The organism is Alicyclobacillus tolerans, assembly GCF_900142255.1.
Classification (GTDB): Bacteria; Bacillota; Bacilli; order Alicyclobacillales; family Alicyclobacillaceae; genus Alicyclobacillus_I; species Alicyclobacillus_I tolerans.
The window spans coordinates 21,648-48,301 of record NZ_FRAF01000003.1 but is presented as its reverse complement, the minus strand read 5'-3'; the positions used below and the strand labels follow the sequence as shown (position 1 = coordinate 48,301).

Below are 26,654 nucleotides of genomic sequence, written 5' to 3'. Positions count from 1 at the left end.
GCGAGTCATCTTCTCAATGATCTCGGGCTTACTGACCATTGGCGGCAAAGCTTGAATCAGCGGATTACGGAATTCGTGTACTTGAGGTTCATAATAGACAGCCAACTGCGCCTCAGTACCATTTGGTAAATAGACCCTACTCCCCATATGAACCACCCCAGTTCCGCTCTTGAACCGTTCTGAATAGCTCCAGGTCATCCCCGTCATCATCGTGGAACGTCAAAATCGACGGAACATCTTCTACCTTCGGATTGTCACGCATCTTCTCTCGCTCCAATTCCCGTTCTCTCCGTTGATTTCCCTTGATCCCTGAAAGCCGTTTCGTCTTACTTAACGTGATATCCCGCTCGGCTTCCGTCTTTGTCCTTGCATCCTGGACAATGCTATCAATCTCCGCAAACAGCCTAATTTTCTCTTGCAACTCGCGCTCCTTGCTTTGCTTGGTTCTCTCGCGTTCGAGTGCCTGGATTTGCTCGACCTCTTGCTCGCTTTTCATGCGATACTGCTGTAAATGCTCCAATAGCGTTAGCTTGTGAACCCCAAGCCCATCTTCATCGCGAATGTAAATATGGGTCATATCCATCGGGTTATAACTGACTTTTACCTTCCAACTGCCTTTCGCCCGCGCTCTCTGGAACCACCCTTGACTAAGTGTGTATTGTGATGCATAGAGAAGCCCTCTAAACGATATACCCCTACTCCCTACGGTAGCCTCATCGCTGGGATACAACGCCATCCGCACTGTTTCTGGTGGCAATCGCCGAAGCTGACCCTTTTTATGCTTCAGACCATGTTCCCAAAGCTTGATCGGGATTTTCTCAATCCCTTCTTCAATCATGCTTGCATCCAGAGGGTAATCCTCCAAAACGTGATGTTTGTTGTGGAAAATAATGAGCTTTAGGATGATTTGATTCATCGACTCCAATGTCAAATTCCCGCGTAATCGATAATCGACTTCTCCTCTTTCTCTTGGGCGGTTCCCCTTTACAACTACCCCGTCAGCGAAAGGTTTGATCTTCAGGTGAATTTGATGAAACATTTGCTCAATGACACCCTTGAGGTCTGCACGGTAAGGCGGACTGTTCTGAATCGCAATTCCAAGTTGTTCAACGGCATTCTCGATGTGAGAGCCAATTAGCTCTCCGCGATCTGCCAATATGCGATTTGGAACACAATAATCCCAGTCCTCATCGGTGATATTGACTCCGAATTGAGCACAGAAAGCGACTTTGCTGGTCATTGACATTGCGAGTGCCAACATCGCCGAAGAATAGGCATTTAGCGATTCATACGTTAGCGAAAATCCCATTATCTGGCGACTGAAAACGTCGGTACACAATATCAAACGCGGTCTTCCACAAACCACATTAGAATTCAAAGATGAGACGAGCCATACATCCAGAACCGTGCTGTCGATTTCCCATAAGTCGGCACATCCCAGGTCAGCGTCCATTGTGGCATGTCCAATAATAGTACGACTGCTCTGTTGATACGCACGCGCACCGCGCCGTGTAATGATCTCACGTTTCGGGTCATTCCACTTCCGTGCCCAATAGAGAAATTGAGCGTATGACGGTATTGACTCCAAGAGTACTGGATACGTTGTCCCATCGTCCCGCACTTGCCGTGTTGAAAAATAGTCTCTAAGAGTTAACTCGTATGCAACCCGTAAGCTGTTCTGCCTCTGGCTGTAATAGTACTTGTTCAACCCAGCCCTAATCGCTTTTTTCATTTTGTCATCCACATTGACCCCATGATTCCCATCACGGATACGAGGTCGCCCACGTTTCTTGTCGCTAATCTTTTTTTCCTGCCCTGGCGCACCACAGTTTGAAAATCGCGGGAGGACACTGTTCTTGACTCCGCCTCCCGACCAATATCGAACCAAATACGTTTTCACGGTGTTGTAGCTGATGTGGAACGCTTCGCATGCCTGCTTTATCGCTTCCTGACGATAGCGAGGGACAAACGCATACTCTTCCCCTTCGACCATTTGAAAAAAATACTGCACAACTTCCCATGCGAAGTCGCGCTTCTCCCTCTGGACATCGGTCAAATCACCGTCGGAGTCCAGCCGAACAGTGTTGTCGTCAACCATCCGCAGTTCTTGGTTTTCAACAAAAGCCTCAAACTCCTGAAACGTCATGGAGCGCGGGAACAGTTTCTTATCTACAGCGATGACATACACCATCGATGTGACTTTATTTATGAAAACAATCCTAAAGAGCCTTCCTTTTCCGTCCGTAAACAACTGATTTACGATCATGGGCATCGCCGTCCCCACCCTTCACTGAAGAATATCCTTGACCTTCCTTGCCACCTGCACACTCTGATTCATATCGATGCGAATCAACTTCTTGGCGATTAAATATCTGAACAGATATAGTGCCGTCCCCTGAGATACCCCTTCTCTGTGGTCGAAGGCGTTGAGCACGTCATTGAGTTTCAAATCTGAGTGTCTTATCAAATCATCATGCAATAATCGAGCTTGTTCTGCCTTTTGATTAGCATCCATACCGTCGTCCAGCAACGTTTCGCGTACCCACGCAATGTTCTTCGCAAACTGTTTGGGAATCTGTTTGTCCGTTATTAACTTCCACTCAACACCCTTCGCACGCCAATATCGGCGTTGGATCTCCAAATTTTCAATCGTGGTACTCCGTTTCAGTTCGCTGGCGTTTTTCACGCTCCGCGCCAGCAATCTCTCCTTCCCGCTGTCATCTCGAACGGTCAATAGGAAACTGGTCGTGAGCACCAGTGGAACTCCAGTTTCCTTGTCCCTAAATTTGTCTAAACGGAGGTCGTCTTTGTCATCAATCGTTTCCAGTATGTTAAGCATTGGAAAGGATTCTCGGATATCAACGACTGCATCACACCACTCAAATATAAGAAAGCAACGTAATTGACCGTCAGATTGCAGATGGTAGATCCTCGGAATCTTAACCCCAAATATGCGGGTGGCTCTTCCCATTGATGGAAAGTCGATGATTTTGGTCCATGGAACGTAGTCCTTACCCGTACCTTGCCCGCGTTCCCGTATCCATTTGTTCATCTTCTCTTTTGTCCATGGCTGTTTCGACATGTGTATCACATCCCTTTCTACAGACAAAAAGCGAGCGTCCTTGCCTATAAGCGATGCATCTCCGTTTTTTTTAAGGAGAATCGCTTGGCAAAACGCTCGCCTATTCGATGTATTCTCATGTAATAGAACTATTTCAAACCAGCGACTACGTAAGTTGCCGCAATTAGGATCACTGCGTTGATCTCAGCAGGCATCCTAATTGGATATCTATGAGCTAAATATAGCCTTTCGGTACGTCCAGTACCAGACCATCTCTACATTGGGGGCACTCAAACTCACCGTACCACCGTTCGTGTTCTGGTGTATCTGGAGCATCCAAAAGGTAGGAATAAACCAACTTCGCACCACAACCCTGGCATACCTTGGGGACAAAAAACGGCTCGTCGTTAGGTCGCCTGTCCGCTGGTCTCTGTGGCTCACTCACAAACAAGCCACCTCCATGAATGGTTGTAGATGCATATCCGCCATTACATTATATTTTGAGTAGCCTACACCCAAAACAAGGCTACAATAATTCCGCCTTCCGCTTCATTTCCTCCCGACTTGGGTTGGTGTATATCAGCGTGGTCTTTAAGTCCCTGTGCCCTGCTTGCGCCGCTATCTCGTGAATCGAATAACCCGACTCAAGACAGCGCGAGCAGTAGAAGTGCCGAAGCATGTGTGGCGTGATCGTATCGCTAAACCGCTTGAACAGTTTGTTGATCACCGTCCTGTCAACCCGCTCGCTTTCACGAGAGGCAAAGAGGTACTCGCTATCGGCCCTTCTTGTCCTTAGATACTCTCGCACTGCAGTGACAATCTTGCTATTTAGGTAAACGAGTCTTTGTTTGCCTCCCTTGCCCTTCCGAACGACAAGCTCTTTCATCTGCAAGTTCAAATCCGAAAGCTTGATGTCCAGCGCTTCACTAATCCGTAATCCTGCATATGCCAATATCGTCACCAAGGCGTACAGACGCTTATCTCCAGCCTCCAGAATCATTTGACGGAACCGCTCAACATCCGCCTTTTGGATTGTGCATGGATTGGCATATTCGATCTGGACTTTAGCGAAGTCTTCCTTATCGACAACAACATCGCTCTGGATCCCTTTGTTAATAAGAAATCGGTTGAAACTGCAGAGCGCGCTCAATCGGCCATTGATGGTTCTTGCATTGAGATGCCTGCCCTTATACTTCTGTACATTTAGCAGATATGCTTTGTAATCGAGGATATTTTCCCGATGCAGTCTCCTACATTCCATACCATATGTGTCCGCGAACCATCTGAGATACTGTTTGACGTTCAGGGCATATGTCTGGATAGTATTCTCACTTTTGCCTGATTGAATGAGGTACACTGAAAATTGTTCTATTAGATCTTCCATATGCCCCCTCCTCAATCGGCTGAGAATTCTGTTGCATTCAATCCGTCACTGAAAGTGCAGAGTTCCGTTGCACTCACAGACAAATTTTAACTCCAGGTTCGGCTCCAATGCAACACAATCATCGTTCTGTTGATTGGCGATAACCATACCCAACCTAACGATATGGGCTGGACTTATTCGCAAGGAGCGGTGTGGAACACGTCACTCTCACCGATATGGTTGACCTTCTTCCTATTAAATAGCGTTGCTTCAAAACATAATCGATGTTTTGTTAATAGACGATAATGGTATCCACCGAACAGTAAGGGCTGGAGTCACACTGACTGACCCAGCCCCATAATCATATTTGATTCTTAACATTATCTGGGATCTCAATATGTGTGACATCTTTCTGTTATCTGCTCACCAGTTGGCGTGATATAGACACACACTTCGTCTAAGGAACATTCCTCTTTAGGGTTGTTACATGGTGCCATCCAGGATTTATACAGAACATTTTGCCCAGAACTCTTAGCTTCCCTTATACATTGTTCCAATTGCAACTGCTCTTGTTTTTGCCTTTCTTGAAATCGCCGATTTTCCTCTCTCTCAGCTTCTTCTCGTCTTCTTATAAGTTCAAGTCGGACAGTAGCGTACTCTTCTTTCACCATGTTATACTCATCTTCCGCAAGAAAATAAAGAGTATCCCAATGATATCCAATTCCTTCACTGCATCGTAGAGCCTCAACGTACTTCACAAGGTTTTTTGTTCTATACATTTCATCCCATATTTTATCAGAGAGCCGCAGTTCATATTCAGGGCTAAATTGGGTAATTTGATGCCCGAAATGTTCGTATTCCTTTTTCGAACAAACATCGACGATCCCAGCCCTAACGACATATTCATAGCCCGACTCGATATTCGTCGTTAAACACGGGATTCGCTTCGGGTCAATCTTCTCAATTTCATTTTTTCTGTTACATTGTTCCGCTTTCAACGCTTCCTCCAATTTTTTAATTTCAGGTACAAAGGATTGTAATATTCTGGATTTCTCAATTCCGATTGTTACATCAACTTTCTTTTCCCCATCGTACTTATGCAACCCTGCTTCATTCGTATTCCAATCATAATAGAAATGATAGTTCGTTAATAAAGAGTGTCTAAGCTTGAATTCCCTATCCTCTGAAACAGGTCTAACCTTAACACCCCTCAACACGTCTCCATAAATATCAAATTCCGAAACCTCAACCATTACCATTTCTTGGCTATCCCCATATTCTACTAAAATCAGTATCTTCTCGTCCAAAAATCGCTTTGGAATTTCACGCATATAGTGAACATCTCCTCTTAAGTATTATCGAATTCAATATCATGCTGGGGCGGTTGCTTTTCTATTGTGTGATACAGGCGTTGCTTGAGCGGACAGATACGTCTTGAGAACGTACCCGCCCGCCTTATGACTCTCTTAACCCTGACACTTATTGATGACGTGGCGGACAAGGAAGTCTGCCAAATGTGCGGCTTCATGTTCAGCATCGACTTCGAGCATATCCTGTGTGTCGTAGTAATGGGTTGTACCGACAGGCTCACCCGTTGGTTGCAGGACGAGTTGACATTCATCGTGGGCTGAGTCAATCAAGGGAATTGCCTTGATCCCGTAGCTTCGTTCCAAAACTGTTGTAATACTATTTATCTTCTCGTAAACCAGACCGATCTGATCTTTCTGCACTGCTAACTTGTCCTTTTCTTTTACACTCATGCTCATGAGAAAACTCTCCTTTACAATTGGTTTCTATCTGAAGCATTGACTATTCAGACCTTGTTCATCTGCCGTACTCCCGCCTTCAATCCTTGCAATGACTTTCTCTCCCCCCAAAGGGGTAGACAGGGGGGATTTCTCACCTGCGTGCCCGCCTGAGATGGCATTAGTTTTCTTGAAGGAATTTCAGAAATGAATCAACAGCCTCATCATTTGAGCTTACTGTGGTCAGTTCTTTTCCTAAAAACTCAATCTCGAAAATTTCCTTACCGCATTCGACCCACAAATTCCAAAGGTTTAGTGCCTCACACTCAGCGTCACATTCAATCATTTCGTCAAGTTCATACTTCTTTGTTACAAGAATACTCCTGTCGATCTTTTCACTCGTGAACATTACGTAACAGCTATTTTCATTCAACCCCATGAAGTAGTCGTACATTTTTAACTCATATTTGCCATTCAAAATGGTTGCAATGTGTGCCATCTTTTCGTTAGCCAATTTCTCCGTCAGGGTCGATACTGTTTTCTCCAAGCTTGCCTTCGTCTGTGTTGTCATCATTCTCTTCATCCTCTCAAATTAGATTTGTTGGCATAAGGAAAAGAAGATACGTTGTATCCTCTCCCTTGTACCAACCGTTATGTTCCAGGGATACCGAACGGGAGCGGCGTTGGGTAACCCTTGCTATTCAGTTGTCAAGGAACGGGTTTGAAAGCTTCCCTTTGGATATAGGCAAAACAAAAAAGCTGGCTTAGTCCAAAGGTGCTTTTCATTTTACTTAGACATCCAATTGTTCTAAGGGCATAGAAAACCCATAGAACCATTGGTGAAGCATTTGTCTAAGTAAAAAAGCACCTCTCAAATAAACCAGCTTTGTCAGCATATTTATGAGAGGAAACTCGCTAAATCTAAAGTCTTTCTATTTGGGGAAAGACTTCATGATTAACTGTGTGGAATAAATCTACCACGGATATCGACTTCTGTCAACACCCTATTTGTCAATGCCGATAGTTTGAACCAATGAGTAGTTATTCCCCAACTACCATCTCCATCAGCAATCTGAACGCGTCCTCCGTCAATGGTGATGGAAACTGCCAGCCGTCATCTCTGCTGAGTACTCTGACCTGATCCAGGTTTCTACACTCCTCCCGTTCCCGCGCAACGCACCCTCTGACCCATTCGTCAAACATGATTTCGTCATCGAGATGAACGCCTTCCCGATCAAGACCTGAGACTTCTCCCATATCCGATCCCTCCTGCTCCGATTATGGAACAGGTGTTCGTAATTGTCGAGAGAACCAGGCAGGGATTGAGGAGGTTAAGGACATGGGATTAAGCGATTTTCGATTTGACTTTCTTAATCATGCCCACCAGCATGCGGATGAGTTCTTCCGATTCTTTATCCAGCTTGGTGTGAGTATCTGCGTCGATATAGCCGAGACGTAAAGACAACTCCAGAAAACATCTTGTTTCTTGAAGAGAGCCAAGTGCATTGGAAAGGAACATTATCTGCTTGCGAGGGTATAACTGGAAAGCGTTGGATTCGCTTATATTCAAGGGGACACTACTACTGGATCGCTGACCCTGAGATCCCAGAGCGTATAGTTCGTGCTTTGGAAATTTTTTTGTCAGGGCATAGATATCCTCACAGAGTCTCATGGATCGTTGCCAAACTGTCAGTACCCGATAATCTCTTGCGATAAAGTCGTCGTTGTCGTTATGGTTCACTGGTTCTCTCCTCCGTCTGACACTGTTTCGTACAAATCATTCAGTCGCCGCATCGATTCCTCCGTACTCTGATACATCGCTTCACTGGCGAAGATGTGGACATTGAATTCACACTCCAAGATGCGGAAGCGTAGATCTTCAAGCTCTTCCACTGCGATTCCAGTGAAGGGCTGATTGAGGAACGACTCTCTAATGTCCGAGATTTCCCCTTGCATATCAAGTAGTTCATCGAGTTTTTTGGGACAAAGTGAGTGTTCAAACACGCTCCTCTCCACCCGTTCCACTCTCGCGTTTAGCTCTTCCATTTTCGTCAATCTGTCAACCACCTTTCATCACTTTTTGTTGCCTTAATGCAATGATAGTCGGTGTCAAGTAGGTCAACCACATAAAACGTGTTCTACCTCGTCGGAGCACAAATAGGGAAAAGTGATAGATAGACAGGGGAAATCATGGGGTCGTTAACGGAACGGAGTGGTGATATGTAGGGAGAACCAGTAAAGCGATGCTAATCAAAAGTTGTTCCAGGACGTTCATAGAGTGAAATCAGAAATCATTATGATAAAGCCGAACCGAAAAGTTGTTCTTGAAACATTTTATATATAGTGGAGGTTCTCAGTCAGAACAACTTTTTGGTTGGTCATAATTTATCTCTGATTTTCCAAATACGAGTAATGACTTACATCTCCACATCCTATGGGTGTCAGGAATCTATGGTTACATTATAACTATCTACGGAAAAGACGCTCAAAAGATGGCTCTTCAGGCACACGAAGCTCTTGAGACGAGGATGCCATCTTGGTAGCTTGCGGAACTTGGGCGCAATGGATTTCAACTGTGCCCTGCGGCACTGAGGAACGCAAACCACTGCCACAATGGAACTTTTCTCAATAGTGGAGGTCTGGTTGTTCTGCAACTAAAATGCAATGATGGTTTATCCGAAACTCACCACCTCAAGTAGAAACGCCAACAAAGTGGTTATCCGAAACCCGTGAACCACTTTATCAATGTACGTAGTGACAATTCCAGTAGCGAGTTACCCATTGTTGCAATGGCAAATCATTCAATACAAATGAAGAAACCTCCATTCACACCACAGAGCTTTGTGGCAGTATCGTTAGCCACTGTAACCTTGACATGATGATAATCATAAGCTGTAAATGAAAACTGGTGAGGGATCAGGCTACCATGTAGCTCCTACTATCATGGAGATTCTATACAACCCGAAGGATGAAACATCTCATCAGGGGAAACAACCATTTACAGATGAATTGAAACTTTGAACACCACTCCATTAACATTGGTGTAGCAAATTCCCTGGTAAAGAAAACAAACGCCCTTTCAGATGCGTCAATTATAGCGAACAGGATATTCGATAGCGAAGGTTTTAGGAACGACAGTCAACGCAAAAACGGGACGGTATTCAACCGCCCCGCGTATCGTCACAGCTTCTCCTATACCGTGACCAATTCTCTTGTATCTTCTCCGAGCCTTGAATGCTGATCCGATTTAGCCTGACTACCGCCGCCCTGCACCTGGAATCGCAAACGTTGCCCATCATTGATAATATCGTGCTCCTCAAGGAACGACTTTAATTCACTCAGCCGATGTGAAAAAGCCGATTTACTGTATCCGATTTGGAGGCGAAGTTCTTGTTTCCGAACGCTGTCTACGCCTGCCGCCTTGTATTTCAGGATGAGATCCTTCAACTTTGAAAGCTTACTCTTCTCGTCTTGTCCCTCATCATCTGCCTGGCATTTGGTCATTCCATCGCCCCACGGTTCTCGCAAATACTTAATCCCAGGCAACTGCTTTCTGACGATGCCCACCGCCTCCTCGTTCGAGCAGAACAAGTAAATCTCTGCCTTCTGGCTGTTATCGCGATTGATGCGCTTGACGGCTTGGAATAACTCAGCGGCAATGGTGCTGTTCCGAATGGCTTCTACCTCAACATCTCGGAACAACTCGATGTTTCGAAACGACTTGTCCTTATCCAAGGCATGAAAGAAGTATGCCATCAGAGCGTAGCTTCCATAATCAAAATTCGGCGTTTTGACGATGACGCAGGTGTCGAAAGTTCGCCAATCATTCCGCCCCAACAGGTTCCCGTGGTACTCCACGCTGATTTCTACACCCAGCTTTCGTGATATATCCACCAGCGTCTCTTCCCTTTCACCATCGTCACCGTAATGACTGATGATAGCCGCTTCGAGCTTTGGTTTGTTCTCCTTATCTACAACAAAGAGAACGCCCTTTCGTCCATACAAGTCTACCATCTTAACCACCTGGTCGAACAAGGCTGGACTATCTTTTAGCCCTTTCTTGCCTGTGTTGACAGGGTAGTGATGAAGGGTCGTTTGCGAATAGTCGTAAAGCTTTGGCTGATGTTTTACAACAAACCTCTTTGATAATTGGTACGGATAGAAAAAATCTGCATTCGCGTCCAAGATGATGTTGTTTTTCAATCGGACGTAATCATAGCTATCATCGTAGGTATAAAATGCCCCGTTGTGGTAGTACGCTTCGTGTCTAAAAAGTTGCCGAAACTTCAATAGGAGTTCCCTGCAATCCTTCACCCTTGGCGACTTCACGAGTTTATTGATCTCGACCCTGTACTTCCTGTACTCCTCGGACTGAAACGTCATCCATATCATATGTCCATGCTCCTCTGCGGAGGGAACACGGAGCCTTCTCAACTCGTCGCGGAACATATCCAGCATCTCATCGAGGATTCCCGATTCGATGTTCACGCTATAGCTGTATAAAGTGGACAACTCACGTCGAGAAATTACAATCTCGTCCATTAAGTTGGGATACTCATCAATGAGCAGAATATCCCTTCCCCTGATGAGTTCTTCATGTTCGCCCTTGCAAACTTGGGCATACATTCGCGTGGTTATCACCAACACTTGAGGTTCAATGACGCTTTGCCTTTTCTTGCCTGTCCTCAAGTCCTCTCCCTCGACAGCCAGGGCAACAGGTTTGCCAGCAGTTTCGTTGATTGCGTTGGCGGAAGCATCCAACAAACCATCCTTTTTGAATGGTTGAACCCACAGGACTCGATAAGGATGCTTACGAGTCATTTCACCTACAAATCTCTGGGCGTGTATCGTTTTTCCCAATCCTGGTTCGTGGTCAAATACAATGAAACGTTCTGCATCCCATCTATCTGGATTCATAATCTGCACTCGCAATTCCTCGAAATAATCCTCATGCTTTGTTGCCATAACCATTTCCCCTTTCGTTGGTTTGTGCGCTCTCGTACTGGTTTGTTGTCTCCTGGACAGTGCAGGAATCGTGCATTCCAGTCCCCAGGTGACTACGGGCGCAACGCAAAAAAGCTGGTTTAAGTTGTCAAGGTGCCCGTAATTCTTTCAAGTGCCCAGAGGACAGACTCGTCCCAGGGCTACAAGTGAAAGAATTTGAAAACAGCACCCCAACACGTAAACCAGCTTTGTGATGAACGATGGGGAAAAGTGACTTCTGATTGAAGTCGTAGAGCGATACTAATACCGTCGTTGCCCATTGTCAAGAGGTTTTTTGCATTAACCCCAGTCAACTCCAATGGCGTTTGCTTCTTAACCCCAAGAAAACCCGCGTCACACTTTCTGCCCTATCAGTCCAAAACACGAACTTTCGCGCCTTTCTCCTTGCTCGAACACGATTCGTCGCATCTATACGAATCAAATACGGACGAGCATCTATGATATAGGGACTAATTCAAAGAGGAGGTTTTTCTATGACAACACAACTTAGCTTGGCAATTGATTCAGGAAAGAGTTCAACCAAATTCGCTTTCTTCGCCAACGGAGAATTGCAGAAGATGAGCTTTCGAACCTTGGTTCAGGAGGTGGAACATTTCGGGATGGAGCTTCAGCCCAATAACTATCTGCTGGAACTTGGAGGACAGACCTTCCTCGTGGGGGACATGATCAGCGAGGAGAAATTTGACTACGACCTAAGTAAGCAAAATCCCATCCATCGCACCTGTATATTGCTTGCATGTGGGCTTGCGATTGAAAAAGCAGGTCTTTCCAGTCGGGGCCTTGTGAATTTGAAACTCTCCGTAAATGCGCCAATCTCGATTCACAAAAATCAAAAGCTAAAATCTAATTTTGAGCAGTTCATTCAGAATGACCAACGAGTTGTTTCGCTTAAAATTAACAATCGCCCTGCCATTCTACTTCGCATCGAGACTGTTCTGGCACTTCCCGAAGGGACTCCGATGTTCGCGAACCCCAGCTTGTATAGGGGCAAACGATGTATCATCTTCGACATTGGCAGTTTGAACGTAAATTTCTGTCAGACAGACTCGCTTCGACCTTCCTTGGCAGGGAGCTTTCTCTCCAATCAGGGTATAGCCATGCTCAGAGCGAAAGTAGCGGAGACGTTAACCTCAGAATACGGAGTGACAATAAGCGCGGACGATGCGGAGGTAATCCTAAAACGCGGCTACTTATCTGTGAATGGGAAACGGTTTGAAAATAGCCCAATGCTCATCCAACGTATTCTCAAAGCTCACCTGAACGAGATCATCAGTTTTGCAAAGAGCCGTGGCATCACATTTACGAACATCGATGAATTGGTCTTTACTGGGGGAGGTAGTGTCATGCTTCAGCAAGTTATCCAGCAGGAGTATCCCAACGCAATCCTCGATCCCAATGGCTCTTTCGGAAATGTGCTGTCCTATCTCGCGATCATGAAGGCGAAGAACCTTGCCTAAATCCCCGAAAATATCCATCAGTTTTAGAGAAGAGTACCTCCCCGTTTACGAATGGCTGAAGGGCAAAGAGAACATTAGCTCATATATCTGCCAATTGGTGATGACAGATATGAAAATCGGGGCACATTCGGACGATTTCGAGGCAAAAGTGGAAACAATTCTGCTCAAACTACTGAAAAACAGGAACTTGATTGAGAAGGGCGACGGAATCGAGGTTGAAAGGGACAAACTGGAGTCCTTGTCCAGCGAGGAGGAAGACCTTATCAATTCACTATTTTAGCAAGGGAGCTATGGGTATTAGGGATAGACAAATACAGTAGCCACAACACAGCCAACAAAGGGAGTCGATAATGGCTCTCTTCGGCGTTTTCGCGTTCACATCTCAGCAACTTTATACGATTTCACGCCACATGTTACCCATTTCTTCTGATGTTGAACCACAATGTTGGCAACTTTGAATTGAATATGGCTCCCCCAACTTGCTCCAAGGCGGCGACTTGGTGAATTGGAATTTGGAAATGGCAGTACAAAATGAAGTTACGCGTCCCTCGAACCCAAGCCGCTACTTCCCTGCCCTTATCCTCTCGCCAATTCTACACTTGACTCATCATACACAATCTGCGCTTGCTCACCATCGCCATTGCCCGCCATTCCTTTCTTCTGTGCTTGCATGATAAACAAGTCCAGCCGTTGGCTGATTCGCACAACGTCAGGATTCCCCAAGTCGCGGCGTGCTTCCGCCATATGTACCATCTTGTTCCGTAGATATTCGATAATGTCAATGCACCCAGACATGATGAATCTCCCCACCCCAAGCCGCAGGCGTATATTTGTATGGAATCACAATCAATCTTTTGAATAGCCGAGTCAATAGTCCATTTGAACCCTTTTGTCTAATGGCGGACGAACGTAACTCCCTAACTCAACACGGCTGATACGCAGTCCCAGAGTTCCTCTCGACTTCTAACCAATAGTCAGTATAATAGGTCTGTTTCTCATTTGGCGTGACCCTGGTCACACTTTCCACTCCTTGTAATACACCGAAATATCTTCTTCTCTCAATGCCCTCCCTGCTTTCCCAATTCTCCTTTGATTAACGCGATATCAATTCGAATACCAGATAGAGCCGCCGCGTTGTTTTGGTCAACGATGCGGAGAATTCCCTCCAGCGTACTCACTTTGCGTTTCAAATCGTCAACCTCGGTCTGCATCTCCTTTAGCTGGTTAGAAACATTGTGGATGTCGTACCGAATGCGATCCTCCATATCCGTAAGCAGTTCTTTCAATTCATCGTTTTCCACATTCTATCCCGTCCTTTCCTGGCTCCTTCTCAACCCTTATCGCCTTCAGTCCCCGCCCAGTTCTTTGCTGACTTTAGTCAAGAACAAATAAAATGCCCAGTCTGTTCGACTGAGCGGGTCTGACAATCATTATGGGGTCGGCGCGGGAACTGACACTTCCTCATAGGGTCTCGTCCTTGCTTCTGTTCTTATTATCAACATTGTATCAGTTGTAAGGGGCAAGGTAAATGCTGGTGGAAAACATGTTTGATAGACATAGAGCGGCAGGGATACCCGCCGCCTGTCGCCTATGATTCCGCCTCTCTCACCGCAATCGCCACACCGATCAGAATCAACAGTGCCCCAATCCAAAACGAAAGTCCTACGACTTCACCAAGAATCAACCATCCCAAAAATGTTCCTACAAGTGGCTGAAAGAAGAAATATAGTCCCCCAGAAGATGCATCCACCAGTTGCAATCCCTTATTCCATAAGAAAAACGCACCTGCTGTCGAGACGACTCCCAAATAGAGAACTCCACCCCACAGACTCGGCTGTAACCATATACTTGGCGACACATGAACGATTTGCTTCACGGCTGTCGGTGTAATGCACACGGTTGCAACCAGTATTGCATACAAGGTGACAGTTAGTTGGGAGTAACCGCTTGGCACAAGTTTGACAAAAACGGACATCAAAGCCCATGTCAACGCGGCGATGAATAAGATAACGCCGCCCAGTTGATAGGAGTGGCTAAACCTGCCAATCCCAACAATCAACAAGACTCCTATTGTCGCAAGCCCAACCGATATCGCCTTTCGAAGCGTTATCCTTTCACTCAACAGAATCCGACCGAACACAACCATAAAGGCTGGTGTTGCGGATGTAATCATGGCACCCATCTGCGCAGTAGAAAGCTTCGTTCCGAGAAATTGCGTCCATATAGAGACCGCGTAACCAACGACACCAATGACGATAACCAGTGGAACATGCCGCCAGTAAACTCTCCATGAGTGTTTTGTCACAACGATGCCAATAGCCAATGAGAAGAGAGCTACGACATATCGAATCCACAACAAAGCAAGTGGCTCAATGTTTTGTAGCAACACCTTACTGACCACATACATACCACCCCAAATGCTTGCGGCGAGTGCCATGTATAGTCCGCCTAAATACCGTGAATTCACATCAATCCCTCCGCATATTAGGACTTATTTGTCCACTGGCGAAGGGAACTCGTATTGAATTTCCTTCGCTCAGTAGCGAAGGGTGGGAACGTCGTTCTCAAACAACGGTTGATAAAACATCTGTCTCACCTCACCCAAATAAGAACACCTTCGTCGTCTTGCCTTCCAAACAGCATCGTATCGCCTCTAACCCCATGTTATCATGCACCGTTTTAAGTTGAAATGCTACTTTTCAAATTTTCAATGCAGTTTTGGCAAATACACGTTTTCTCTGACCCCGTGGATGGAATTTTGTCGAATATCTCCTTGGGGAAGAACTCGCGGTCACACCAACACGTCCCATGCGGTTTGCCAGCAACATTGCCGCAGTCATTATCCCCTCCGCAAATGGGGCATACTTTCCCGTTCATCGTTGTGCTCACCCATCCCATCCATGTGGCTAATCGTCAGGATTCACGATTGCGAAATGTAGATGATCTTCCCACTTTCCATTGATGAGGACGTTCTTCTTGGAAAGACCTTCTTTTTCGAATCCCGACTTCTCCAAAACTCGAATTGAACCTGTGTTGCGGGGCATTACACCCGCCTCAATTCGGTGAAACTTTAGAACCTGGAACGCATAGTCTACAACAAGTCGAACAGCTTCCGTCGTGTATCCACGTCCATTGTAAGCCTTGTCCAACGAGTACCCTAACCAACAGGATTGCAACGCACCGCGAACCACTTCGGTTAATGAGACAATCCCAATCAAGTCATCCGTACTGGTTAGAAACACGCCAAATACATACTCTTTATCTTGCTCCATTTTCGCGATACTGGATTTAATTGAGTTAACCTGATACTCGATAGTGTAAAAGTCCTCGCTTCGTGTCGTCAGGTAAGTCTCGAAAAAGGCGCGATTTCGAAGGTTCAGTTCCAGCTTTGCGGTGGCATCTGATTCCTCTAAAAACCTTAGATAAATGTTGTTTCCCACCAGCTTCATTGGGCACTCACTCCCTACAGTCCGTTCACTAAAAAACTGCATATGCATTTTCGCTTCCCGATAGTAATCCAGGCGATCTTGCAGAGTCCCAGTATGAAACTCAAACTTGTGACCGTCTGGGTCGGTGAAGTAAACGGATTGCTTGTCGCGTTCGTCGCGCATCCGTCCAGGCAGGATATTTACCCCTAATTCCTGTAGTTTCTGAACAACTGAATCAAATTCGTCGGAACTGATAGAGAAAGCGATGTGTATACGATTTGTGAATCTCATTTCTCGGAATGTCCTCTTTAACATTCAACGCTAACCACATTCCGTTCAAATCAAAGTACGCCAACTTCCTCCCTCGAACCAATAATTTAGCCCCAAACACATCCTGGTAAAACTTGATTGACCTCTCAAGATCCGAGACGGAAAACAGAAGATGATTGATACCTCCGATCTCCACCTTTAGACCCCCTCTCACCCCTCGTGATGATAAGCCAGTACATCGGGATTCGCCATGACTTTTTCGACTAATTTCCCCCGTTTAAAGCCTCTTCGTAGTAAAAGTCGTCGGACATGATGCACCTCCGTGTAAAGTTCAGGTACTTATGTGTATCGAGTAAAAAATGCATGCGGCGTTCAATTGTGCTGTGTCTTGGATGTTTATAGATTTTTAGAGAGACGTTCATGATGAATCTTTGCTCCATTGAACACCTCTGGTAATACTCACTTATTCAATGACTCTTTTGATTGACAAAAGATAAAATGATCATCAGGATTCCACACGTGTAGATGGTCAGCACGGTATCCGCGTAGCCACAACACTCCGTTAATTCGTCTAAGGTAAAATCCCTTTGGAAAGTCAACGTTTTCAGTCAGTATATCGGAAGCTATGGTGATAGACCCGTATGGAGCTTGATTTGTCTGTAAAGGATGCCCCAAGGAACCTTCAGGCTGGTCGAGATACACCAGTCGTAAGTGAGGTCCCAACTCAAGCGGACATAATTGCAAACCAAGATCGTTCGCTCTTTTAAAGATTTGAACAATAGTAGCTCCATCAGGAAAGCCAAGGTCAGCAACGGTTAGCTCAATAGTCTGCAAGATGTACGTGGTATCAGAGGTCGTAAATCTATCGTCGGCAAATAGTCTCTCTGCTAATTCATTCATTAAGACGGATTGCTGTCTTAATTTGTGCATAAGCTCGGATTTTGTAAGTCCGCCAACCTCCACTATTCTCACTATTACGGGGCAATCAGGATACGTTTTCTCATTTCCAACGCGCATATGAGTCACTCCTCAGTGAAACAACCCGTTACTTATGCAAGGCTACCATAAGAAGCGTTAATTCGTTTTCTTCAACTTTTATGGTTCTCCCGATACCATTCCAAAGCCCGTCGTTCAATATCCTTGACTAAGCCCTCCTTACCATCGATACAGGTGTTATCACTTGGTTTTCCGTGCAATCATGACATCCATCGCGTGTTTGTGTGGAACTCCGCTGGAGTTACAATCAAAAATGACCTCTTCGAACGAGATGATTTCCCAATCCCAGTAAAAGCTGAGTAAATCCCCAGAGCGGTAAAAATACTCGTCCGTTCCCCAGTCTGGAGCCGTTTCAATGAACGGTTTTTCAACAAATACATTGAATACGTTGAATCCCCCGACATTGGTATGCTCCTTGTAATTCATGAACATATCATGCCGCAAAGTTGGCACTATGTAGGTGAGCGTCCCACTTGAATACACGACATCAAACATTGCCGTCAAGTTGAATTCATTGATGTTTGCTTGCACTGTGGCGACTTGCAAACCCTCTTTTTCTGCCCATTTCTCCGCCTTTTGTAGCCCAGGTTTTGAAAGGTCAACGCCCACAGCATCAAATCCATTTCGTGCGAAATGGATCATATCTTTACCCTCTCCACAGCCCAAATCGATTACTTTTCCCTTGGCTTCAATCAATTTAACGGCACGTTTACACAGATTATTTGGTTCCTGTCCCCAATAAAACTCTGGCTTACTATATACCTCGTCGTAAGTTTCCATTGCCATAATAGAATCACACCTCCTGATGATTAACTTGCCCCTACTCCCTGCAAGATACCTTCTTCATGATTTCATTCGCGACAACCACTTCTGTCCCTGCCAGACCCACGGAACAAAACAGGGTTATATCATCTTGACCCTTTCTCCCAGGAATTTTCCCTGTAACAACGTCCCTTAGTTGTATGACCCGTTCTTCATCGGGTGTACCGACCAGAAAATGTGGCGTTGGATAGGCTTTGAGTTGCTCTATGGAGTCCGTCGCAATCACCGAACTGCGTGCTCCCAGTTCCATTGGTACCTCATGGCGTTTTATTGATTTTGGACCGACCGTGTTGATATGTACTCCTGGCTCAAGCCATTCCGCATCGAAGACTGGCGTTCCACTATTAGTGGCACATATGACGATATCGGCTCCCTGTACGCAACTTTTTGAGGAATCGACTGCCACGACCTCTAAATCCAGCTTCTTCATCATTTGAGCCGCAAATGCTTCTCTGTTTTCTTGATTGCGACCAAAGACTCGAACCTGCTTAATTTCCCTGACCGCTACAGCCGCCTCCAACTGTGTCCGCGCCTGTATACCTGTTCCGATAACCGCGACGTGTTCGGCATCCTTCCGAGCCATGGCTTTGATTGCGACCCCACCAATTGCCCCAGTACGAACAGCACCCAGCAGATTCCCGATAACAATGCCCTTAAACACCCCTGTGTCTGAATCAAACACACAAACCAATTGCTGATGACCGTCCACATCATTCGCGTAAGTATCATAGACACGAAATCCGATGACCTTTTCCATCGCTGTCGCGGCACCTGCCGTAAAAACCAAGTCCCCCTGTTTCGTTTCCAGTCGAAATCGCGGAGGCGCAACAAGTGTTCCGTTTGCCTGCTCCACAAAGGTGCGTTTAATTGCGTTCACTATCGACTTCATTGAGACAAGCTTCTCAATATCGTGGTCTGTAAGTACCTGATACAAGTTCAGCCGCTCCTTCTCTCGTGATATAAGATGTCGGCAACCACAGCTGAGTACGGTCGTTTACCTCCCGCCTTGGAACCGAAGCTCTATAAAGCCTTGTCCCCTTTCAATTCCTTCCTTGCTTTCTCACCATTCCACGTCGGGATAATCCTCCACCAAGCTAATGTCCTCCACAGAGCAATTGTGCTCTCTCGCCATCGCTCTGACTTCCTGTTCCACTTGCTGGTACTCCTTGCCCTTCTCGACCATCCGTTTGACCGTGGTAGACAAAGCCTTCGCCCGTTCTTCTCTGTCACCAATATTCAAATATCGAATGTTGAGCAAGTCTAAGTATTGCGTCGCATATCCATCAGTCCAGGGATAATCTTTGTGCATCAGGTTCGTGATTCGCTTGAAGGATGCCTCACTGACCACTGCCTTCACACAGTTAATCACCTGAGACTGAAACAATCTGACATTCGCAATCGCAGAATCCCACAGGTTTTTCTTGTCCAGGAGCGGAAACGGGGCTGATTTCGCCTGCTTTTTCGCGTAAAGGCGGATAAAGTCGTTCAAGGCGATAGTTACGAACAGGATCTCTGGATAAAGGGCGTTAACTTTGTAGTACAGATTTTTCTCAGGCGCGATGAGTCCTAAAAATTTCATCCTGTCTGCATCCATCCCGTTGGGGACGAACCCCACTTCCCGATCACCTTGGACCGCGTGACGGAGGTCATAACACAGCCCGAGCACGCAAAGACGTGCGCCTTCATAGGCAGGGAATTCCCCTTCATCGCCGACAGCGGTGTGAAGGGCAAGATATAGGGTATCCAGGTCCAAATAGTCGCCTGATATTTCGATTCCAGCCAGGTTGGGTGTGTTGCGAAGGGTTAGCATGAGTGTTCACCTGCGTCCGTTTTGATAGGGTCAAGGTTAGTATAGCGAAAATGACGGGGATACAGGTTGAAAGACATTGAGGTGGATAAGAAAATAAGGTTGATGAGATTCGACTTGCCCTTATATTTTAAACTTTATAGAGCAGTGAACCATCCACTTATTCTTCAACCTACAATCTCAAACCCTTAACACAATCTGCTACAATAATCTAAAACCTACGATTTTGACGGAGCAGAGGAGGAAGTACCCTATGATGCGAGTCCCCTACGACCATCGCCTGGAATCGATTGACGAGCAACTGGCGAAGCTCATTGCGGAGCGGCTTCGGATCAGCCAAGGAACCAACGGTCATCCCACAAAGGAGCAGTTTGATCGGTGGTGCGAAGAATATCATGTTGATCGCCACGTCATTGCATCGGTGTTCGCCGCGATGAACAATCCGCGCCGCCCACCGCGACTACCCGTTTCACCGCAAAACTTGGTCGGCATCGTTTCTGTGATGAAGAAAGTACAGTCGGAAGGAGTCACCTATCAGATTACTCGCATGGAGCAATATGCCGATTTCAGTCTTGTTTACGTGGATATCTACACGGATGATGATGCGGAAACTGCAGAATTGAAAGTGCAACTGATGTTAGACATTGATCCGAATGAAGGGCGACAGATCCAATTTCACCGTTCGCAAGGACACACCAACCAATCGTCCATCGCTTACATGGTCAGCCCAAAATTACCTGACGACCTCAAAACCTTTTCGTTCCGACTCGTTCCAAATCCCATGCCACACCACCCGCGTCCGCCAGAGAGGATTTTAGATCAGACGGTTGCGTTCGATTAAGGGTTCTGCAGAGCATAGTCTGTGAACTTTACAGGGGTGAACTTTTGCTACTAACGTCTCGCCCCTTGAGACTATCCTTCTGCTTGAGCCGTGGATAGTATTTGTTCAAACTTTGTTTCGCTAATGTCGCATATGTATAGAATGATTTCTCCAACATACTCAATGCTTCTGCCCGAATGATGTCTCGCACTTGCGCGACTTCTGTTTTTGTCTGCACCAATGCCCTTGCCTCATCGACAACCAAGCCAATTTCCGCTTCACAATATCTATGAAAATTATCTATAAGGTAAAAAAGTTGCAGAATGTACTTATGAACATCGCCGCGAAGAGAATATATCTTTCCGTCTCGTATTGCGCCCTCTAAATAGGGAAATACAAGCCTATTCAACAATTCATTTGGATATGGGGTAAGCTCAACTTCTAAGCACCTATTTACATCTGCATACAACCCATTAAGAAACTTGGTGTGTTCTCGGCATCTACGTAATTTTTCCATCCAAAAATTCATAAAAAATCCCACAATCGCTCCAGACAGAGATGCAATCACTCCCGCCCACACAGTAGGACACCACCTTGTATTGTCCTGGATAAATCTTAAGTAATCGGAATCGGTTACAAATCACGGACTATCTCTTCGTCCAAAATGGCTTTGCGCTTCTCCCAATCGGGCATCAAGGCACTTAGAAAACCGTAAAATCGCTCATTATGGTTCTTATGAAGAAAGTGGGTCAATTCGTGTAAAATGACGTACTCTATGCAGTACTTCGGAGCCTTGATCAACTCGAAATTAAGAAGAATGGCGTGGGAGTCCCTTAAGCACGACCCCCACCTTGCCTTCATGGTGCGAATCTGAATTTCTGGCTTTGGAATGTCGTATTTTTGTAGTGACAAGTACACTTTCTCCAGAGACTCAGAAAAGACACCATTAGCCTGTTCCCTCATCCACTGGTCAAAGAGATTCCTCTTCCTGACGGTATCGGTCACGTTCTTTACCCTCAGATAGATGAAGCCACCATCAAGCATTACTCCCTCACCTTGTGCCTCTTCAACCCGCAACCGATACTGCTTTCCAAGAAATTGAAATGACTCACCGCTGACAAATTCCCGTTTCCGTTCACTGTCTGGTTGCACATCTCTGAAGTAGTGAACATTTTTCACAATCCACGGTGCCTTGCGCTTCACAAAGTCCAGAATAAACTCCATGGGTACGCTCGGATTCGCTGAAACAGCAACGGTCATGTCAGGCTTGATGTGGAGGTTCACGTTTTTGACGTTCTTCCTCTCCAACGTGAACTTGATCAACCGATCCCCGTATTCCACCTGATGAAACTCCACACCATTTGATTTGTCAGTATCGTCGTAAGGCAACTGTCTTCACACTCTCGATCAATTTGTCGATATCGTCAAAAGTCAACGTGAAGTGGTACTCTTCCGCGAAATCATAGAGCAAATCGTCCAATTCCTGCGCGATCCGATTATGCACCTCGGTGTTATCGTGCCAATCAACCTTGCTGTGGCTTTCAATGATTTGGTCAATCTTTAAAGCCAACTCACCCAGTAATTCTTGCTTGTCGCTTACGTCATTGGATTCTTGGAACACCTCCAGTGCAACGCCGTAGAAAGCTTGGGCGTTGACATTACTTCGTAGGTTGGGGGGGTAATTGACCCCCGATGTGCCTTTGCGAAAATCCCTCATGATATCCTGCATTCTCGACCAGTATTCAGCTTCGGTAATCCGTTGCTCTTTATAGGCTTTGATGGCTTCTTCGATGCGTTGTGAGAATTTCTTGTAATAGGCTGGATTCTCATCCCACTTAGCATTGATTCGTTTGGACAGCCTGGTTCGAATCGCGTCCGCCCTTGCTCTGGGCGATTTGAGGCGTTTCAACTCCTCCTCAAAGCCCTTCTCATCCATGATGTCCACGGGATTTGTGATGCGGATGATTTCCTCCGCCGAGATATAGTTATCCATGAGCATCTGCATCTTGGCTTCATATTCTTTGTGATCGATGGAATCGCTGTAGCGGAGCTTCACGCTCTTTCTAAGTTCCTGGTAGAACTTCAAGTCGCGTTTGTATCGATTGAGTTCGTCCGCACCGAGAGCGTTGTAAATGGCTTCGGACTCTAATGCGATACCCAGGTTTCTCCCGAACGAACTTAAAACGGAATAAAAGTGTTCTCGCAGTTCATCGTTTGCAAGCAGAACCTCGTACTCTTCTACATCGTTCTTGTTCTTCACTGGAATGAAGATATTCACAAGCTCCGTGTAGTAATGGCGCAGATCCCCGATAACGGTGATGACATCATAAATGGCACCTTTCAAGTCTTTGGGGTCGAAGTTCTCCAGTCCCGCTCCAGCATACATTTCCATCGCTTCATCCAGTTTGGTCAACAGCCCACGATAGTCGATGATCAAACCGTAGTCTTTTCCTTCGTACAGCCTGTTTGCTCTTGCGATGGCTTGCAGTAGATTATGCTCCTTGAGGGGTTTATCCACGTACAAGACGCAGACATTGGGCGCATCAAAGCCAGTAAGGAGCTTATCTACGACGATTAACAGATCAAGCTCATCCCCGTTTACGAACTCATCCTTGATGCTATCTTCGTAATTGTCCTCGTCGCCATACTTGTCCATCATCTTCTTCCAGAACTGCTGAACCTTGTCCTCCGATGCTTCATCGACTTCGGTGTAACCTTCACGTTGATCGGGAGGTGAAATGACAACAGCACAGTTCAAATCACCGAGTTCTTCAAAGGCTTCTAAGTAGCGAATGGCTTCGAGTTTGCTGTTTGTGGCTAACATCGCAGTATAGTGGATGTCCTTCGTCTTGTAGTGCTTTAGAAAGTGCTCGTTGATATCGAACGCGATCAACTTAATCCGCTGATCCGATGATGCAATCCGTTCAAACTGCGACCACTTTTTCATGACCTCTTCTTTTTGCTTGTCGTTCAAGTGTCGGGTGATCATATCCAGGCGGAGGTCGATGGCTTTTCGGTTAACCGTCTGATCAACCATCTTGCCCTCATAAAGTAATGGAGCAATAATCTTGTCCCGAACACCGTCTGCCATGGTATATGGTCGGAACATCTTCCCGAATTTCACGATGGTATTTTTCTCTTTCCGCAACAGAGGTGTCCCTGTAAAGCCTAAATAGCAAGCGTTCGGGAACACCTGTTTCATTTTTAAGTGTAACTCACCATACTGTGTCCGATGAGACTCATCGACGAGTACGAACACGTCCTTGGATAGGATTTTTTGCTGTTGCCCTGATGCGGTGTCAAACTTGTGGACAAGTGTGGTAACGATATCCGCGCTGTTATCGTTGATCAGGCTGACCAGGTGTTTTCCAGTCGTCGCACGACTTGCCTTAAGCCTGGAATGATTGAAAGTACGATGAATTTGTTTGTCCAGGTTCTTTCGGTCAGTAACCAATATCACCTTCGGGTTATACTGGGTCAGTTCAGACAGAATGTATTTCGCCAGCATCACCATGGTCAGGCTCTTCCCAACACCTTGGGTGTGCCAAATCACCCCACCTTGACGATTCCCATGTTCATCCGTCTCGTGAAGAATGGTGTCAATGATCTCCTTAATGACGAAATACTGCTGATACCTTGCGATCTTCTTGACATCCTTATCATAGACGATGAAATATTTAGTCAGTTCCAGTAACCGTTCAGGATGGAACAACGAGATGATGTTCTTGTCCTGCGTAGTAGGAAGACGGTCATGAACCGTTCGGCTCAGTTGTTCCTGGAGCCATGCTTCATCTTGCTCCTGCCACACAGTCCAAAATTTCTTCGGAGTAGCACATGTTGCATATTGGGTCTCATTCTTGTTGGTGGACATGATAATCTGAACAAACTTAAACAGTTGTGGGGCATAATCCTTACGGTGATTGCGAAGCATCTGGCTGATTCCCTGATCCATCGAGATGGAAGCCTTTTTGCACTCTATCACGGCAAACGGAATCCCATTGACGAACAATACAATGTCAGGGCGAATCGTCTCTCGCCCGTCCATTCGTTCGACGGAGAATTCCTCAGCCACATGAAATACGTTGTTATCCCAATGATCCCAATCGATGTACTGAAGGGAAAAAGACTTTTTGGAGCCATCGGGGAGGTTCTCCGAGTAGCTCCTCCCCAACATCAGCGACTCGTAAATCTTCTCGTTAGTTCTGACGAGTCCGTCCGTCAACGGTTCATCTAAATCACGAATTGCCTGTTGAATGTTCTTCTCGCTAAACTTGTAGGTAACACCCTTGTACTCATAAGTGTTCTTTCGAAGTTGCTGTTCAAGAACTTCTCGTAAGAGAACTTGATGCAAGTTACCCCGCATCTTTTCTACTTCTTTCGTAGGTAGATACGTGTACTTCAGCCCTCGTAAGACTTCAATTGCTGGTATCTGACTGATATTCTCTTCATTGAAATCCTCTGCCAGTGGCATCTTACCACCCTCCTATGTGTTAGCGCAGAGTAAAAGCCAAGTCTCAATTCAAACCTGAACCCTGACCTTTCCCGTCAAGAGAAGTTGCATAAGTCCGTTCTTCTGCTGATAAAGCTGTTTTAACTCTTGCTCCAAAAGTGTTATCTCTTCATCAGCTACTGTTAGAACCTCGGCAATTTTCTTCTGTTCTTCCAGTGACGGAAGCGGTATTTGTATCTTGGAAAAATCCTTCCACCGTAGACTACCCCTTCTGTCCACAGATGCGGACATCATCATTTCAAAAACTCTTCGATAGTTTTCGGTTTTTAGAAGCGAGTACAGATAGTTTATATCTGCCACCTTCTCATTTACCTTAAAGACAGTGTACATGGGACTTACTAAACCACAGTCGTATCGATTTTGAAGGCCAATTGAACCTTCCTCAATGTGATTAGTCGCGTATGCAAAGTGATTCCTGCGTACAACTTTATAATTTGATAGGTCTTCGCTAAATACTCTTCTTCCAAAGTAATTTAGCGAATCTACCAAGCCGTCGTATTTAGTACACGAAAGAACGGGGTAATCATAATTTTCCTCGTTGGAAATTGATACCTGCTCTGCAATATCGCCGATTTTGACAAATCTCCAGTCATCAGGAATAATCATCCACTTCCTTTTTTGATATCCTGCAGGAATTTTCCTCTGTTGCATCATTTTTAACCGCTGACAAATGCTATCTTTCGTCCCCTTTTCAGCTTCATTCCATCGAATTTTTCCGAATAGTAAGCTCTGCATTAACCCATATTTGCGGTCTTTCTTCCGCGCGATGTGTTCCTCTTTCAATTCAATGGCTTCATCCCAGGTGTAAAGAATCTCTGCGATTCTCTGTTGTTCCCATACAGGAGGCATAGGTACTCTTAATGTCCTTAGTTCATCGGAGTAGATGTGAACTACCGAGTAACCTTCTCCTAATCTGGCTCGCTGTCTTGCGAGGCTCGTAGAATTCAGTACATACGAAAGGAAAAGACTATTCGCATTCCGAGGTCTAAATATTACGATGTCGCCACCCGCATAGGCCTCCTCATCGCCGAGATATACTACTGACTTTCCAATTTCCTCTGCTGTTTCCCCCGAAACCGCGAATAATATGTCTCCCCTTTGAATTCTCGTGCTATTTTTAGCAACATCGGCACTTATATAAGATACGAAGTTTTTTATCACGTAGTTATGATCCGTATATATCTCTCCGTACCTAATGCATGGCAACCCAGTAGGACTCGTCTCTCTTTTAGTAATTCCCTTCCCCTTGAAAAATGTACCTAATTCCCCCAGGGTAGTTTCACCCCAGTCTAAAGGATACTGACCGTGTATTCCGCCCTTTTCTTCTTGTAATGTCCTCATGACAAACCTCCACTCGGCCGACGTGCAATT

Annotated in this window: 27 protein-coding genes and 1 pseudogene; 3 read left to right on the top strand and 25 right to left on the bottom strand. The window is 45.7% G+C overall.

Annotated elements, in window-relative coordinates; translation table 11 throughout:
• Positions 1-136 precede the first annotated feature (136 nt).
• The 11 genes from BUA75_RS02285 to BUA75_RS02235 form a co-directional block, all read right to left on the bottom strand.
• On the bottom strand, positions 137-2,272 hold the full coding sequence (locus BUA75_RS02285; protein WP_072872974.1) for a TnsB C-terminal domain-containing protein: 2,136 nt from the start codon (positions 2,270-2,272) through the stop codon (positions 137-139).
• Between the two features lie 15 nt (positions 2,273-2,287).
• Positions 2,288-3,052: a TnsA endonuclease C-terminal domain-containing protein gene (locus BUA75_RS02280; protein WP_207549683.1), complete on the bottom strand. Its 765-nt coding sequence runs from the start codon at positions 3,050-3,052 to the stop codon at positions 2,288-2,290.
• Positions 3,053-3,296: 244 nt separating this feature from the next.
• Positions 3,297-3,506, bottom strand: a complete 210-nt coding sequence (locus tag BUA75_RS02275) for a hypothetical protein (RefSeq protein WP_072872972.1) — start codon at positions 3,504-3,506, stop codon at positions 3,297-3,299.
• Positions 3,507-3,587: 81 nt separating this feature from the next.
• A complete protein-coding gene (locus BUA75_RS02270; protein ID WP_072872971.1) occupies positions 3,588-4,445 on the bottom strand; it encodes a tyrosine-type recombinase/integrase in 858 nt (285 codons plus the stop codon).
• 371 nt (positions 4,446-4,816) lie between these two features.
• Entirely contained in the window at positions 4,817-5,755 is a 939-nt protein-coding gene (locus BUA75_RS02265) for a hypothetical protein (RefSeq protein WP_072872970.1), read from the bottom strand.
• Positions 5,756-5,890: 135 nt separating this feature from the next.
• Positions 5,891-6,190 carry a hypothetical protein gene (locus BUA75_RS02260; protein ID WP_072872969.1) on the bottom strand — a complete coding sequence of 100 codons (300 nt, stop codon included), beginning with the start codon at positions 6,188-6,190 and terminating at the stop codon, positions 5,891-5,893.
• Positions 6,191-6,350: 160 nt separating this feature from the next.
• The gene (locus BUA75_RS02255) at positions 6,351-6,740 is read right to left on the bottom strand and encodes a hypothetical protein (RefSeq protein ID WP_129583486.1); all 390 of its coding nucleotides are present in this window, start codon (positions 6,738-6,740) and stop codon (positions 6,351-6,353) included.
• Positions 6,741-7,210: 470 nt separating this feature from the next.
• Complete coding sequence (locus tag BUA75_RS02250; protein WP_072872967.1) at positions 7,211-7,426, bottom strand: hypothetical protein; 216 nt, start codon at positions 7,424-7,426, stop codon at positions 7,211-7,213.
• A gap of 88 nt (positions 7,427-7,514) precedes the next feature.
• Positions 7,515-7,910: a four helix bundle protein gene (locus BUA75_RS02245; protein WP_083574018.1), complete on the bottom strand. Its 396-nt coding sequence runs from the start codon at positions 7,908-7,910 to the stop codon at positions 7,515-7,517.
• Positions 7,907-8,224: a hypothetical protein gene (locus BUA75_RS02240; protein ID WP_072872966.1), complete on the bottom strand. Its 318-nt coding sequence runs from the start codon at positions 8,222-8,224 to the stop codon at positions 7,907-7,909. Before BUA75_RS02240 ends, BUA75_RS02245 begins: the two co-directional genes overlap by 4 nt.
• Positions 8,225-9,361: 1,137 nt before the next feature.
• Positions 9,362-11,134: a hypothetical protein gene (locus BUA75_RS02235; protein WP_072872965.1), complete on the bottom strand. Its 1,773-nt coding sequence runs from the start codon at positions 11,132-11,134 to the stop codon at positions 9,362-9,364.
• Positions 11,135-11,646: 512 nt separating this feature from the next.
• On the opposite strand from BUA75_RS02235, the gene BUA75_RS02230 reads away from it, so the two are divergent.
• Positions 11,647-12,630 carry a ParM/StbA family protein gene (locus BUA75_RS02230; protein WP_072872964.1) on the top strand — a complete coding sequence of 328 codons (984 nt, stop codon included), beginning with the start codon at positions 11,647-11,649 and terminating at the stop codon, positions 12,628-12,630.
• A complete protein-coding gene (locus tag BUA75_RS02225; RefSeq protein ID WP_072872963.1) occupies positions 12,623-12,910 on the top strand; it encodes a hypothetical protein in 288 nt (95 codons plus the stop codon). The genes BUA75_RS02230 and BUA75_RS02225 overlap by 8 nt, the downstream gene beginning before the upstream one ends.
• 296 nt (positions 12,911-13,206) lie before the next feature.
• Here BUA75_RS02225 and BUA75_RS02220 read toward each other — a convergent pair whose 3' ends face one another.
• The 10 genes and pseudogenes from BUA75_RS02220 to BUA75_RS02175 all read right to left on the bottom strand — a co-directional run bounded on the left by BUA75_RS02220 (position 13,207) and on the right by BUA75_RS02175 (position 19,956).
• Positions 13,207-13,425 carry an aspartyl-phosphate phosphatase Spo0E family protein gene (locus tag BUA75_RS02220; protein WP_072872962.1) on the bottom strand — a complete coding sequence of 73 codons (219 nt, stop codon included), beginning with the start codon at positions 13,423-13,425 and terminating at the stop codon, positions 13,207-13,209.
• Positions 13,426-13,688: 263 nt separating this feature from the next.
• Positions 13,689-13,931: a hypothetical protein gene (locus tag BUA75_RS02215; RefSeq protein WP_072872961.1), complete on the bottom strand. Its 243-nt coding sequence runs from the start codon at positions 13,929-13,931 to the stop codon at positions 13,689-13,691.
• Positions 13,932-14,218: 287 nt separating this feature from the next.
• A complete protein-coding gene (locus BUA75_RS02210) occupies positions 14,219-15,097 on the bottom strand; it encodes a DMT family transporter (RefSeq protein WP_072872960.1) in 879 nt (292 codons plus the stop codon).
• A gap of 212 nt (positions 15,098-15,309) precedes the next feature.
• Positions 15,310-15,507, bottom strand: a complete 198-nt coding sequence (locus BUA75_RS02205) for a cysteine-rich CWC family protein (protein ID WP_072872959.1) — start codon at positions 15,505-15,507, stop codon at positions 15,310-15,312.
• Positions 15,508-15,536: 29 nt separating this feature from the next.
• Positions 15,537-16,079, bottom strand: coding sequence for a GNAT family N-acetyltransferase (locus tag BUA75_RS02200; protein ID WP_072873082.1), 543 nt, complete (start codon positions 16,077-16,079; stop codon positions 15,537-15,539).
• Between the two features lie 30 nt (positions 16,080-16,109).
• Positions 16,110-16,524 (bottom strand): annotated as a pseudogene (gene fosB / locus BUA75_RS02195) (metallothiol transferase FosB); the annotation flags it as partial.
• A gap of 263 nt (positions 16,525-16,787) precedes the next feature.
• Positions 16,788-17,345 (bottom strand): helicase, encoded by a 558-nt coding sequence (locus BUA75_RS02190; RefSeq protein ID WP_072872958.1) that lies wholly within the window; start codon positions 17,343-17,345, stop codon positions 16,788-16,790.
• A gap of 159 nt (positions 17,346-17,504) precedes the next feature.
• Positions 17,505-18,110 (bottom strand): methyltransferase domain-containing protein, encoded by a 606-nt coding sequence (locus tag BUA75_RS02185; RefSeq protein WP_072872957.1) that lies wholly within the window; start codon positions 18,108-18,110, stop codon positions 17,505-17,507.
• Between the two features lie 34 nt (positions 18,111-18,144).
• Positions 18,145-19,080 carry an ornithine cyclodeaminase family protein gene (locus BUA75_RS02180; protein WP_072872956.1) on the bottom strand — a complete coding sequence of 312 codons (936 nt, stop codon included), beginning with the start codon at positions 19,078-19,080 and terminating at the stop codon, positions 18,145-18,147.
• Positions 19,081-19,206: 126 nt separating this feature from the next.
• On the bottom strand, positions 19,207-19,956 hold the full coding sequence (locus tag BUA75_RS02175; RefSeq protein WP_072872955.1) for a DUF6904 family protein: 750 nt from the start codon (positions 19,954-19,956) through the stop codon (positions 19,207-19,209).
• Positions 19,957-20,206: 250 nt separating this feature from the next.
• Between BUA75_RS02175 and BUA75_RS02170 the strand changes: the two genes are divergently transcribed.
• Positions 20,207-20,794 carry a chorismate mutase family protein gene (locus tag BUA75_RS02170; protein WP_072872954.1) on the top strand — a complete coding sequence of 196 codons (588 nt, stop codon included), beginning with the start codon at positions 20,207-20,209 and terminating at the stop codon, positions 20,792-20,794.
• Positions 20,795-20,822: 28 nt separating this feature from the next.
• Here the strand turns inward: BUA75_RS02170 and BUA75_RS02165 are convergent, their stop codons facing one another.
• Genes BUA75_RS02165 through BUA75_RS02150 form a run of 4 tightly spaced genes read right to left on the bottom strand, consistent with a single transcriptional unit; the run spans position 20,823 to position 26,624 of the window.
• The gene (locus BUA75_RS02165; protein WP_072872953.1) at positions 20,823-21,353 is read right to left on the bottom strand and encodes a hypothetical protein; all 531 of its coding nucleotides are present in this window, start codon (positions 21,351-21,353) and stop codon (positions 20,823-20,825) included.
• Positions 21,354-21,406: 53 nt separating this feature from the next.
• Positions 21,407-22,114: a M48 family metallopeptidase gene (locus BUA75_RS02160; RefSeq protein WP_242650228.1), complete on the bottom strand. Its 708-nt coding sequence runs from the start codon at positions 22,112-22,114 to the stop codon at positions 21,407-21,409.
• A 28-nt stretch (positions 22,115-22,142) separates the two neighbouring features.
• Positions 22,143-25,244 (bottom strand): type I restriction endonuclease subunit R, encoded by a 3,102-nt coding sequence (locus tag BUA75_RS02155; protein WP_072872952.1) that lies wholly within the window; start codon positions 25,242-25,244, stop codon positions 22,143-22,145.
• Between the two features lie 48 nt (positions 25,245-25,292).
• Positions 25,293-26,624: a restriction endonuclease subunit S gene (locus BUA75_RS02150; RefSeq protein WP_072872951.1), complete on the bottom strand. Its 1,332-nt coding sequence runs from the start codon at positions 26,622-26,624 to the stop codon at positions 25,293-25,295.
• Positions 26,625-26,654 lie beyond the last annotated feature (30 nt).